This window comes from Streptomyces sp. NPDC005805, assembly GCF_040630445.1.
Taxonomy (GTDB): Bacteria; Actinomycetota; Actinomycetes; order Streptomycetales; family Streptomycetaceae; genus Streptomyces.
Genome location: NZ_JBEXXN010000040.1, coordinates 33518 through 45840, shown reverse-complemented (window position 1 = coordinate 45840; position 12323 = coordinate 33518). Strand labels below are relative to the sequence as shown.

Sequence of the window (12323 nt, the reverse complement as noted above, 5' to 3'; positions counted from 1 at the left end):
GCTCCTCAGCCCGCCGCGACCGAGGACTTGAGCTGCCCGTCCGGGCCCGCCAGGAGCACCGGCGTCCCGGCGCCGCCGAGGTCGCGCACGGCGGCCCGGTCCGCGTCGGAGGGCGCATCGGCCTCGGAGACCACGGCCGCGGCCTCCAGGGAGGTCGCCCCGCTGGCGACCGCCATCGCCACGGCGGTCCGCAGGGCGCTGAGCTCCAGCGACGGGAGGGCGACGGTCCCGGCGACATAGGTGCGGCCGGTCTCGTCGCGCACGGCCGCGCCCTCGGGGACGCCGTTGCGGGCCCGGGCGCTGCGCGCCAGCGTGATGATCTTGCGGTCCTCGGGGCCGAGGTCGGCACTCTGCGTCATACCGGCGAGCATAGAGCGGCCCCGGGGCGGGCACGGAGCCGCCCCGGGGCCGGTCGTCAGCCCTGGACAGCCTTGACGAGCTTGTCACCGATCTTGGGGACCAGCTCGTCGAACGCCTTCGCCGCGGCCGGGTCCTCACCGGGGATGTACGCGGCGCGGGTGATCCCGGTTCCCTGACGGGCGACCAGCAGGTGAACCTTGATCGACACGTCCAGGCTCGGGATGGGCATCTCCATGAGGAAGGCGTGCGACTCCTCGGCGGTCTTCGGCGCGGCCGGGAGCTTCTGGACCACCATCTCGACCTTCTCGCCGTCGTCGGTGAACGTCAGCTTCGGGCAGGCGTCCAGGGCGGCGCCGAGCTTGCTGGTGAGGTCCGCCGCGCCGGTGCCCTCGAAGGTGAAGGCCCGCTGGCTGAGGGCGCTGTCGGCCTTCGCACCCTTCTCGAACTCGGCCTCCCCACCCTTGCCGCTGGCGCCCGCGGGCACATCGGTCATCAGGTCGGCGATGGGCTGGCACTCGGGCTTGTCGGCCTTCGGAGCCGACTCGTCGGCGGCCGGCGTCGCGGCGGTCTTCCAGTCCCCGCCCAGGTCGGCGGCGACCAGGGTCGCGGCCTTGAGCTGCGCGGCCGTCAGCGGCTCGGTGGACGCGGGCTTGTCCTCGGCCGGGGCCGAGGACTTCTCGCCGGCCTTCTCGGCGGCCTTCTCGGCGGCGGCGGGCTTCTTCTCCTCGTCCCCGCCCCCACCGCACGCGGCGGTGAGACAGAGCGCGGAGGCGGTGAGCACGGCCGCGGCGGCACGGCGCATACGAACAGACATTCAGGGTTCTCCCGATACAAGGTGATTCATGGGGAGATCCCCCCCCCCTCCCCTCAGGTGATCACAGAGAATACACAGAAACCCCGAACACCCGTTCACCCCTGCCCCCGGGGCCGGCGAGCTTGATGCTACGGCCGGTCCAGCCGCAGCCGCTCCGCCCTCGGCAGGCCCGCCACCACCAGGTCGTAGGAGTCCTCCACCAGCTCGCGGACGGTGCGGGCGGGCAGCGCGGAGACCGTCACCGTGTTCCAGTGCCGCTTGTTCATGTGCCAGCCCGGCACCACCGCGTCCGGGTACTGGGCGCGCAGCCGGATCGCGTTCTCCGGCTCGCACTTGAGGTTCGCCTTCAGGGGCGAGGCGCCCAGCGCGCTCAGCGCGAACATCTTCCCGCCCACCTTGAACACCGAGGTCTCCGGCCCGAACGGGAACTCCTCGACGGCCCCGCCGAACTCCAGGCAGAGCGCCCGCAGCGCCGCCGCCCTCACCCCCGGGCCTCGTCGTCCGCGAGCTTCTCCACCGGCTCGGCCAGGACCGTGACGATCCGGTTCCGGCGGCCCGCGGGCGACTCCGCGGTCAGCCGCAGCGCCCGCCCGTCCGGGAGGTCGACCACCGCGCCCGCGCCCGCGATCGGCACCCGGCCGAGCGCCTTGGCGAGCAGCCCGCCGACGGTCTCCACGTCCTCGTCGTCCAGCTCGTCCGCGCCCAGCCCGTACAGCTCGCCGAGGTCGCCGATGTCGAGTCGGGCGGTGACCCGGAAGCGGCCCTCGCCCAGCTCCTCCACCGGCGGCAGCTCCCGGTCGTACTCGTCGGTGATCTCCCCGACGATCTCCTCCAGGATGTCCTCGATGGTGACGATGCCGGCCGTGCCGCCGTACTCGTCGATGACGACGGCGACATGGTTGCGCTTCTGCTGCATCTCGCGGAGCAGGTCGCCCGCGTTCTTGGTGTCGGGGACGAAGACCGCGGGCCGCATCGCCGTCGACACCAGGTCGGACTCGGCCTCGCGGTTGATGTGCGTCTTGCGGACCAGGTCCTTGAGGTAGACCACGCCCACGATGTCGTCCTCGTTCTCCCCGGTGACGGGGATACGGGAGAAGCCGGACCGCAGTGCCAGGGTGAGGGCCTGACGGACCGTCTTGAAGCGCTCGATGCTCACCAGATCGGTGCGCGGCACCATGACCTCGCGCACCAGGGTGTCCCCCAGCTCGAAGACCGAGTGCACCATGCGCCGCTCGTCGTCCTCGATCAGGGACTCCCGTTCGGCCAGGTCGACCATGGCCCGCAGCTCCGCCTCGGAGGCGAACGGGCCCTTGCGGAAGCCCTTTCCGGGCGTGAGGGCGTTGCCGATGAGGATCAGGAGCTGAGGGATCGGACCCATCACCCGGGCCAGCGGCACCAGTACATAGGCCGCGGCCGTCGCCGTGTTCAGCGGGTGCTGGCGGCCGATGGTGCGCGGGGAGACGCCGACGGCCACATAACTGACCAGCACCATCACGGCCATCGCGACCAGCAGCGCCGCCCAGGTCTCGTCGAACTCCTCCAGGCAGGCGTAGGTGACGAGGACGCCCGCGGCCATCTCGCAGGCGACCCGCACCAGCAGGGCCACGTTCAGATAGCGGGTGGGATCGGCGGCCACCTGCTCCAGCTTCGCCGCCCCGCGCCGGCCCGAACGGACGGCCTCGGCGGCCCGGAAGGCGGACACCCGCGCGAGACCCGCCTCCGCGCAGGCGGCCAGCCAGGCGACGACGACCAGCGCGACCGCGCCGGCGACCAGGGTGGCGCTCATGAGACGGTCGGCGCCGGCGACGGGCCGGTCAGGCCCCGCTCACCGCGCCAGCCGTCGACGATCGCCGCCTGGAGGCCGAACATCTCCGCCTTCTCGTCCGGCTCCTCGTGGTCGTAGCCGAGCAGATGCAGCACCCCGTGGACGGTCAGGAGCTGGAGCTCCTCGTCCATGGAGTGCTGCGTCGGCGCCTCCGCGCCCTGCTTCTCGGCGACCTCGGGGCAGAGCACGATGTCCCCGAGGAGCCCCTGCGGGGGCTCCTCGTCGTCCTTCACCGGCGGGCGCAGCTCGTCCATGGGGAAGGACATGACATCGGTCGGTCCGGGGAGGTCCATCCACTGGATGTGGAGCTGCTCCATCGCCTCCGCGTCCACCACGATCACCGACAGCTCGGAGAGCGGGTGGATGCGCATGCGCGCGAGCGCGTAGCGGGCGACATCGAGGATCGCCTGCTCGTCGACCTCGGTTCCGGACTCGTTGTTGACGTCGATCGACATGGCGCGCTGTGACTACTTCCCGTTGTCGTACTTCTCGTAGGCGTCGACGATACGGCCGACGAGCTTGTGCCGTACGACATCCTGGCTCGTGAGCCGGGAGAAGTGCACGTCCTCCACCCCGTCCAGGATCTCCTGGACCTGGCGCAGACCGCTCTTGGTGCCGTTCGGCAGGTCGACCTGCGTCACGTCACCCGTGATCACGATCTTCGACTCGAAGCCGAGCCGGGTGAGGAACATCTTCATCTGCTCGGGGTTCGTGTTCTGCGCCTCGTCGAGGATGATGAACGCGTCATTCAGGGTCCTGCCCCTCATGTACGCGAGGGGCGCGACCTCGATCGTGCCCGCGGCCATCAGGCGGGGGATCGAGTCGGGGTCGAGCATGTCGTGCAGCGCGTCGTAGAGCGGGCGCAGATAGGGGTCGATCTTCTCGTAGAGGGTGCCCGGCAGGAAGCCGAGCCGCTCGCCCGCCTCGACCGCGGGGCGGGTCAGGATGATGCGGTTGACCTGCTTGGACTGGAGCGCCTGGACCGCCTTGGCCATGGCCAGGTAGGTCTTCCCGGTGCCCGCGGGGCCGATGCCGAAGACGACCGTGTGCTTGTCGATGGCGTCGACATAGCGCTTCTGGTTGAGGGTCTTGGGGCGGATGGTGCGGCCCCGGCTGGAGAGGATGTTCTGGGTGAGGACCTCGGCGGGGGTCTCCTCGGGGCCGTCGCCGGCCTCGCTCGCCTTGAGCATGGCGATCGAGCGTTCCACTGCGTCCTCCGTCATCGGCTGCCCGGTGCGGAGCACCAGCATCATCTCGTCGAACAGGCGCTGGACCAGGGCGACTTCCGCCGGGTCGCCGACCGCGCTCACCTCGTTGCCCCGGACATGGATGTCGGCCGCCGGGAAGGCCTCTTCGATCACGCGCAGGAGGGCGTCACCCGAACCCAGGACGGTCACCATCGGGTGCTTCGCGGGGACGGTGAACTGGGCTCGCGCCTGCCCCGGCGCCGGGTTCTGGGCTGTGGATGTCCGATTCATGGGCCGGCCCTGTGGCCTGCGCATACCTCCCGTTGCAGGGGTGTCGCCGATCGACAGCCTCCGGACCACCAAGGGTACGACTCCCTCCCGGCCGAGGCCGAGGGCTTTTCCCGGGCCCGGCACGGGGGTACGGGCCCCGGCCCGCCACCGGGAGCGGGCCCGGCTCCAGCGGGCGCATATCGCCCCAGACGCTGACATTCTGTCCGGGTGGGGACGAACGGTCCCGGCCACGCGCGGTGCGAGGAGGAGTCATGGGCCACGGAGTGCACGTCCAGGAGCTGCCCGGGGTGGGCAAGCGCTACGACATCGACCTCGGCCGGGCCGACCAGCGGATCTCGGTCGTGGTGCGGTCGGGGAACGTGCGGGATCTGTATGTGTTCACCGACCGCTCCTCCGATCCGGCGGCGGTGATCGAGCTGAGCGACGAGCAGGCCCGGAAGGTGGGCGCGGTGCTGTCGTCCACGTACTACGAGGACTGAGGCCGCGCGGTGCACGCCGACCTGATCGGGCTGGGGCTGGCGGTCCTGGTCGCGGGGCTGGTCGCGCGGCTGGCCCGCAGGGTGGGACTGCCGTCGGTGCCCTGCTACATGCTCGTCGGCATCCTGCTGGGGCCGGGGACGCCCGGCCCGGTGGTGGTCGCGCACCCGGAGGACCTGTCGCTGCTGGCCGCCCTCGGCCTGGTGCTGCTGCTGTTCCATCTCGGCGTGGAGTTCCCGCTGGAGCAGGTCGTCGGCGGCGGACGGCGCCTCTTCCTGGCCGCCGGCTGCTACATCCTGATCAACATCAGCGCCGGACTGCTCTTCGGCTTCGCGCTGGGCTGGGGCGTGCCGGAGGCGCTGGTGATCGCGGGCGCGCTCGGGGTGTCCTCGTCCGCGATCGTCACCAAGCTCCTGATCGAGCTGCGCAGACTGGCGAACGCGGAGACCCCGGTGATCCTCGGGATCATCGTGATCGAGGACCTGTTCCTCGCCTTCTATCTGGCCCTGCTCTCGCCGGTGCTCTCCGACGCGGACTCCCCGCTGGAGCTGGTCCGTGAGATCGGGGTCAGCTTCGGCTTCCTGGTCCTCCTCTTCGCGATCGCCCGCTACGGCGCGAAGGCGGTCGCCAAGCTGGTCGGCAGCCGGGAGGACGAGCTGCTGATCGTGGTGACCATCGGCCTGGTCGTGCTGGTGGCGGGGCTCTCGGAGGAGGTCGGCGTCTCGGACGCGATCGGCGCCCTGATGATCGGCCTGGTGATCTCGCGGACCAGCTACAAGGAGCGGCTGGAACGGCTGGTGCTGCCGCTGCGGGACGTGCTGGCGACGGTGTTCTTCGTGGCCTTCGGCCTGAACATCGAGGTCGGCGCGATGGGCGAGGTGATCGTCCCGGTGGCGCTCGCGGTGCTGGTGACGCTGGTGGGGAACATCGCGGCGGGGATCGTGGCCGCCCGGCTGTTCGGCTTCAACCAGCGCGGGGCGGCGAACATCGGGCTCACGGTGCTGGGCCGGGGCGAGTTCTCGCTGATCCTCGCCACCCTCGCGCTGGACGCCGGTCTGGACGGGCGGATCGGCCCGTTCGTCGCCCTGTACGTGCTGGTGCTGGCGGTGGTCAGCCCGGTCCTGGCGGCGCAGTCGCGGCATCTGGCGCGGATCATGCCGGACCGGCTGCTGCGGTCGAACTGGACGTATGTGCGCGAGGAGACGATCAGCACCTCCTGCACGCACCTGGACCAGATCCGGGTCACCGACACCGACACGCGGGAGTGCGCCCAGTGCCGGCGGCTCGGGTCGGACTGGGTACAGCTCCGGCTCTGCGTGACCTGCGGATACGTCGGCTGCTGCGACGACTCCCCGCACCGGCACGCCCGCGGCCACGCCGCCGAGGCCCACCACCCGATCATCCAGTCGGCGCAGCCGGGCGAGGACTGGCGGTTCTGCTTCGTGGACGACACCCTGGTCCGCGCTCCTCTGGGGTCGCCGCGCAAGAAGTGAGGCCCGGCGCGCCGCGAGCGGCCCGGGTGCCCTGCGCCCGGCCCCGGCGCGCCGGGGGCGCGGCGCCGGTACCTCAGCCGGTGCGACGCCGGTATCTCAGCCGGTGCGGCCCCGGTGCCTCAGCCGGTGCGGCCGAAGCCGATCGTCGGGACCGCGCGCCGCAGCGGCCACGGGCGGACCGGCGCGGGCAGCAGGCGCTCCAGGAAGGCGTAGCGCCGCAGGGCGGCCGGGTCCTGGTCGGGCAGGCTCTGCACGGACTGCCACCAGGCGGCCACCTCCCACCAGCCGGGCGCGGAGAGCGAGCCGCCGAACTCCTGCACGGAGAGGGCGGCGGTCAGCCCCGCGAAGGCGAGCCGGTCGGCGAGCGGCCAGCCGGCGAGGGTGCCGGTGACGAATCCGGCCACGAACACGTCCCCCGCCCCGGTCGGGTCCAGGGCCTCCACCGCGATGGCGGGCACCTGGGCGCTCTCCCCGGTCGCCGCGTCCACCGCGTAGGCGCCCTCCGCGCCGAGGGTGACGACCGCGAGGCGGACGCGTTCGGCGAGGGCGTGGGCGGCGGCGCGGGGGCAGTCGGTGCGGGTGTAGCGCATGGCCTCCTCGGCGTTCGGCAGGAACGCCTCGCAGTGCTCCAGGTCCGCGAGGTCGGCCGGGTCCCAGCGACCGGTCTCGTCCCAGCCGACGTCGGCGAAGACCCGGGTGCCGGAGCGGGCCGCGCGGGCGATCCAGCCGGCGTGCACGCCCTGGGTGAGGGAGGCGACGGCGGCCCGGGCGGGCGGGGGGCTGTCCGGCGCGGACTCGTGGACCGGTGCCTCGTGGCCGTGGGAGACCATGGTGCGCTCGCCCTCGTAGGCCATGGAGACGGTGACGGGCGAGTGCCAGCCGGCGACCGTGCGGGAGAGCGAGAGGTCGATGCCCTCGCCCTGTTCGAGGGCGTCCCAGCAGTACTCGCCGTAGTGGTCGTCGCCGAAGGCGGCGGCGAGGGAGGTGCGCAGGCCGAGCCGGGCCAGCGCGGTGGCCATGTTGGCGACCCCGCCCGGGCTGGAGCCCATGCCGCGCGCCCAGGACTCGGTGCCGCGCACGGGGGCGCTGTCCAGGCCGGTGAAGACGATGTCCAGGAACACACTGCCGGTGAGGTACACGTCGCAGGCCGGATCGGCCGGGGTCCGCAGGGCCGCCAGCGGGTCCAGGCGGGCCGTGTGGTGGTGGTGCTGCGGCTCTCCGTCGTGTGTGGTCACCGTGGCGCTCCCGTGGGTGGTGCGTTTCAGGCCAGTCTGCCCGAACCCCGCTCCCGTCCGGTGGGCATCGGGACGCGTTGCAGATCGCGGGCGACGGTGATCTCGCCGGTGAACCCGGCGGCCCGGGCCTGTGCCTCGAAGGTCTCCTCCGCGTCGGTGTAGCGCTGGGAGAAGTGGGTGAGGACGAGGTGCCGCACCCCGGCCTCGTGGGCGGCCCGGCCCGCCTGCCCGGCGGTGAGATGGCCGTGGTCCTTCGCCAGGTGCTCGTCCTCGTCGAGGAAGGTGGACTCGATGACCAGCAGGTCGCAGCCCTCGGCGAGCACATGCACGCCCTCGCAGAGCCGGGTGTCCATGATGAACGCGAACCGCCGGCCGCGCCGCACTTCGCTGACCTCGTCCAGGGTGACCCCGCGCAGTTCACCCTCCCGCTGGAGGCGGCCCACGTCCGGGCCGGAGATGCCGTGCGCGGCGAGGCGTTCGGGCAGCATCCGACGCCCGTCGGGCTCCACCAGCCGGTAGCCGTAGGACTCGACGGGGTGGGAGAGCCGGTGGGCGTGCAGGGTGTACGTGGCCGCCTCGGCGAGCGGTCCGTCGGCAGAGACGGGCTCCTCGCGCAGGGCGACGGTCTCGCGGTAGGCGGTGGCGTAGCGCAGCCGGTCGAAGAAGCGCTGCCCGCTGGCCGGGTAGTGCGCGGTGACCGGGTGCGGGACCTGGTCGAGGTTGATCCGCTGGATCACCCCGGCCAGGCCGAGCGAGTGGTCGCCGTGGAAGTGCGTGATACAGATCCGGTCGATGTCGTGCGCGGACACCCCGGCGCGCAGCATCTGCCGCTGGGTGCCCTCACCGGGGTCGAAGAGGATGCCCCCGCCGTCCCAGCGCAGGAGGTAGCCGTTGTGGTTGCGGTGCCGGGTCGGGACCTGGCTCGCGGTGCCCAGCACCACCAACTCGCGTACGGACACGTCTCGTTACCCGGGAGGCCATTCGAGCCCGCGGCCGGCGAGCACATGGGCGTGGGCGTGGAAGACGGTCTGGCCCGCGCCCGCGCCGGTGTTGAGGACGATCCGGTAGCCGGAGCCGGTCACCTTCTCGTCCTCCGCGACGGCTCCGGCCTCGCGCAGCACGTCGGCGGCGAGTTCCGGCGCCCCGGCGGCCAGCGAGGCGGCGTCCGGGTAGTGGGCCTTGGGGATCACCAGGACATGGGTGGGGGCCTGGGGGTTGATGTCCCGGAAGGCGACGGTGGTCTCCGTCTCGCGCACCACGGTGGCGGGCACGTCCCCGGCGACGATCTTGCAGAACAGGCAGTCCGCCTGCGGTTCTCCGGCCATGCGCGGGCCGCCTCCTCGCGGTGTCGATCACAGGTGACGTCATGCTAGCCGCCCCGCCGGGAGGTCCAGGAGGTGTCCGGCGGGGCGGCGCGGTTCAGAGCCGGGGCGGCGGGGTCTTGGCCGGGTTCTCCGCGAGGACCGCGAGGGCCATCCGGATCGCCTCGTCGAGCTGCGGGTCCCGGCCGGCCGCGTGGTCCTGCGGGGTGGGCACGACCTCCACGTCCGGCTCCACGCCCCGGTTCTCCACGTCCCAGCCGTAACCCTCGAACCAGAAGGCGTACTTGGGCTGGGTGACCAGGGTGCCGTCGACCAGCGAGTAGCGGCTGTCGATGCCGACGACCCCGCCCCAGGTGCGGGTGCCGACCACCGGGCCGATGCCCAGTGCCTTGATGGCCGCGTTGACGATGTCGCCGTCCGAGCCGGAGAACTCGTTGGCGACGGCGACCACCGGGCCGCGCGGCGCGTCCAGCGGGTAGCTGTACGGCTCCTGACCGCGCGGCAGGTCCCAGCCCACGATCCGGCGGGCCAGCTTCTCGACGACGAGCTGCGAGGTGTGGCCGCCGCGGTTCTCCCGCACGTCCACCACCAGGCCCTCGCGGGCCACCTCGATCCGCAGGTCCCGGTGGATCTGCGCCCAGCCGGGGGCCTGCATGTCGGGGACGTGCAGATAGCCGAGCCGCCCGCCGGACTGCTCGTGCACATGGCGGCGGCGGTCGGCGACCCAGGCGTGGTAGCGCAGCGGCTCCTCGTCGGCGATCGGCACCACCACGGCGTGCCGCTGCTCCCCGCCGCCCGCGGGGGAGACGGTCAGCTCGACGGGCTGGCCGGCCGTGCCGACGAGCAGCGGCCAGGGCCCGCGCACCGGGTCGACCGGGCGGCCGTCGACGGCGACCAGGGCGTCCCCGGCGCGCAGCGCGACCCCGGGCGCGGCGAGCGGGGAGCGGGCGTGCGGGTCGGAGGTCTCGGACGGCAGGATGCGGTCGATGCGCCAGGAGCCGTCCTCGGCGCGGGAGATGTCCGCGCCGAGCAGCCCCAGCCGGGTGGACCGCGACCCGCCCCAGCCCGTGGGCATCACATAGGCGTGCGAGGTGCCGAGTTCGCCGTGCACCTCCCAGAGCAGGTCGACCAGGTCGTCATGGGTGGCGACCCGGTCCAGGACCGGGCGGTAGCGCTCCAGGACGCCGTCCCAGTCGACCCCGCCCAGGTCCTCGCGCCAGAAGTGGTCGCGCATCAGGCGGCCGGTCTCCGCGTACATCTGGCGCCACTCGGCGGCCGGGTCGACGGTCCTGCGGACCCGGGAGAGGTCGACGGTGATGTTGCCGTCGCTGTCCTCGTCGCGGGAGGCGCGCCGGTCGCTGGGGACGACCTTGAGCTTGCCGTCGGTGCGCAGCAGGACCCGCTTGCCGTCGCCGCTGACCTCGAACCAGCCGGCGTCGCGCGCGAGTTCCTCGACCCGCTGCTGGGCCAGGTCGTAGCGCTCCAGGGAGGTGTCCGGGGCGGGGTCCTCGGGGGTGGCCCGGGTGGCGCCGAGGACGCCGTGCAGGGGGTGGCGCAGCCACAGCAGCCCGTCCTTGGCGGCGCGCAGGGCCGAGTAGCGGGCGGCCTCGACGGGGAAGGGGACGATCCGGTCGGCCAGGCCGTCGAGGTCGATCCGGGTGGCGGGCGGCGCGGTGGCCTCGGCGTCGGACTCGGAGTCCTCGCCGTCGGGTTCGAAGGGGCGGCCGTGGCGCTGCGGGCCGAACGGGGAGGGGGTGGCGGCGGCCAGGGTGATCAGGTGCGGGCGGCAGCCGCCGACGAAGGCGAGGTCGAAGACATGGGTGTCGTAGACCGGGTCGAAGGCGCGCTCGGAGAGGAACGCCAGATGCTTGCCGTCGAGGGTGAACACCGGCTGGTAGTCGGCGAACCGCAGCGGGGTGGCCTCGCTGACGGTCAGGTCCCCGGTGTTCGCCAGCTTGATCTGGCGCAGCGGGTCGGGCCCGGGGTGGGACCAGGCGAGCCACGCGGAGTCGGGCGAGAAGGCGAGCCCCTCGGCGTCCCCGTGGGGGCTGCGGTCGACCTCGCGGACCTCGCCCGTCTCGCGTTCCACCAGCAGGACGCGCCCGTCGTGGGAGGCGACCGCGGCGCGGCTGCCGTCGGGGGCGACGGCGAGTTCCACGACGCGGCCGAGGCGTCCGGCGGCGAGCCGGCGGGGCGGGGCGCCCGCGGGGGCGCCGGTCGCGGGGGCGAACTCCAGGGCGTCGTCGCCCTCCGCGTCGGTCACCCAGACGACGTGCTCCTCGCCGTCCACCCGGAAGGTGCGGGGGGTGCGGGCGCGGACGCCCGGCTCGGCGGCGAGTTCGCGGGCGGGGCCGCCCCGGTGGGTGATCCAGTGGACCGCGCCGCGGATCTCGGCCGCGCTGCCGCGGCCGGTGTGGTCGGGGGACGCGGAGCCGAGCCAGTGCTCGGCGGAGACGGGCCGGGGGCGCTGGTCGGTGCGCTGGCCGCCGAGGCGGATGTCCAGGCGGCGGGGTTCGGTTCCCTCGTCGAGGCCGTCCAGGAGCCAGAGTTCACCGGCGCTCGACCAGATCACCCGGGTGCCGTCGGTGGCCGCGTGCCGGGCCCAGAAGCCGTCCAGGGGGCTGTGGCGGCGCAGGCCGGAGCCGTCGGGCAGGGAGGAGTAGAGGGCGCCGGTGCCCTCGTGGTCGCTGAGGAAGGCGATCCGCTCGCCGACCCGGAGCGGGTACTCGATGTTGCCGTCCAGGTCCTCGTGGACCCGGGCGAACTCCCCGGTGCCCTCGCCCGTCTCGATCCACAGCTTGCCCGCGGTACCGCCCCGGTAGCGCTTCCAGGCGGCGGCCTCGCGGCCCATCGTCGCGGAGAGCAGCAGGGTCCGCGGCCCGGGGGCGACATGGCCGACGGGCCCGTACGGCAGGGTCTCGGCCGGGCCGCCGTCCAGCGGGACGGCACGGGCCCAGGAGCGGCGCAGCGACGCCTGGCCGTGGGTGGTCAGCGCGAGGACCCGCCCGTCGGGCGTCCAGCCGCGGACCGAGGTGCGGTGGCTGCCCCAGTGGGTCAGCCGGTCGGCCGGGCCGCCGTCGACGGGGGCGACATGGACCTCGGGGGCGCCGTCGCGGGTGGAGGTCCAGGCGATGCGGGTGCCGTCGGGCGAGAAGCGGGGGTGGTTCACGGGCATGTTGTCGGCGCTGACGCGCCACGCACGGCCGCCGTCGAGCGGGGCGACCCAGACGTCGTCCTCGGCCGTGAAGGCGATCAACTCGCCGTGCAGATGCGGAAACCGGAGGTAGGCAGGGTGCGTCACCCTGCTCACCCTAGGTGC

12 protein-coding genes are annotated in these 12323 nt (G+C 73.2%); 2 read left to right on the top strand and 10 right to left on the bottom strand.

Annotated features, from left to right (window positions below):
* Positions 1-5: 5 nt before the first annotated feature.
* From ABZ457_RS21395 to ABZ457_RS21370, 6 genes are all read right to left on the bottom strand, one after another.
* Complete coding sequence (locus ABZ457_RS21395; RefSeq protein WP_359159482.1) at positions 6-359, bottom strand: cytidine deaminase; 354 nt, start codon at positions 357-359, stop codon at positions 6-8.
* A 56-nt stretch (positions 360-415) separates the two neighbouring features.
* Entirely contained in the window at positions 416-1174 is a 759-nt protein-coding gene (locus ABZ457_RS21390) for a hypothetical protein (RefSeq protein ID WP_359159480.1), read from the bottom strand.
* Between the two features lie 128 nt (positions 1175-1302).
* The gene (locus ABZ457_RS21385; RefSeq protein ID WP_359159478.1) at positions 1303-1659 is read right to left on the bottom strand and encodes an MmcQ/YjbR family DNA-binding protein; all 357 of its coding nucleotides are present in this window, start codon (positions 1657-1659) and stop codon (positions 1303-1305) included.
* The gene (locus ABZ457_RS21380) at positions 1656-2960 is read right to left on the bottom strand and encodes a hemolysin family protein (protein WP_359159476.1); all 1305 of its coding nucleotides are present in this window, start codon (positions 2958-2960) and stop codon (positions 1656-1658) included. Before ABZ457_RS21380 ends, ABZ457_RS21385 begins: the two co-directional genes overlap by 4 nt.
* A complete protein-coding gene (gene ybeY, locus ABZ457_RS21375; RefSeq protein ID WP_359159474.1) occupies positions 2957-3454 on the bottom strand; it encodes an rRNA maturation RNase YbeY in 498 nt (165 codons plus the stop codon). Before ybeY ends, ABZ457_RS21380 begins: the two co-directional genes overlap by 4 nt.
* Before the next feature lie 12 nt (positions 3455-3466).
* Positions 3467-4477, bottom strand: a complete 1011-nt coding sequence (locus tag ABZ457_RS21370; protein WP_078521251.1) for a PhoH family protein — start codon at positions 4475-4477, stop codon at positions 3467-3469.
* 251 nt (positions 4478-4728) lie between these two features.
* Between ABZ457_RS21370 and ABZ457_RS21365 the strand changes: the two genes are divergently transcribed.
* A complete protein-coding gene (locus ABZ457_RS21365; protein WP_359159471.1) occupies positions 4729-4956 on the top strand; it encodes a potassium transporter TrkA in 228 nt (75 codons plus the stop codon).
* Positions 4957-4965: 9 nt separating this feature from the next.
* Positions 4966-6447 (top strand): cation:proton antiporter, encoded by a 1482-nt coding sequence (locus ABZ457_RS21360; protein WP_359159469.1) that lies wholly within the window; start codon positions 4966-4968, stop codon positions 6445-6447.
* A gap of 119 nt (positions 6448-6566) precedes the next feature.
* Here ABZ457_RS21360 and ABZ457_RS21355 read toward each other — a convergent pair whose 3' ends face one another.
* The 4 genes from ABZ457_RS21355 to ABZ457_RS21340 form a co-directional block, all read right to left on the bottom strand.
* Positions 6567-7682: a PfkB family carbohydrate kinase gene (locus ABZ457_RS21355; protein WP_359159467.1), complete on the bottom strand. Its 1116-nt coding sequence runs from the start codon at positions 7680-7682 to the stop codon at positions 6567-6569.
* Between the two features lie 26 nt (positions 7683-7708).
* Entirely contained in the window at positions 7709-8641 is a 933-nt protein-coding gene (locus tag ABZ457_RS21350) for a ribonuclease Z (protein ID WP_359159465.1), read from the bottom strand.
* A 6-nt stretch (positions 8642-8647) separates the two neighbouring features.
* Positions 8648-9007 carry a histidine triad nucleotide-binding protein gene (locus ABZ457_RS21345; protein ID WP_359159463.1) on the bottom strand — a complete coding sequence of 120 codons (360 nt, stop codon included), beginning with the start codon at positions 9005-9007 and terminating at the stop codon, positions 8648-8650.
* A 94-nt stretch (positions 9008-9101) separates the two neighbouring features.
* Positions 9102-12305 (bottom strand): S41 family peptidase, encoded by a 3204-nt coding sequence (locus ABZ457_RS21340; protein WP_359159461.1) that lies wholly within the window; start codon positions 12303-12305, stop codon positions 9102-9104.
* Positions 12306-12323 lie beyond the last annotated feature (18 nt).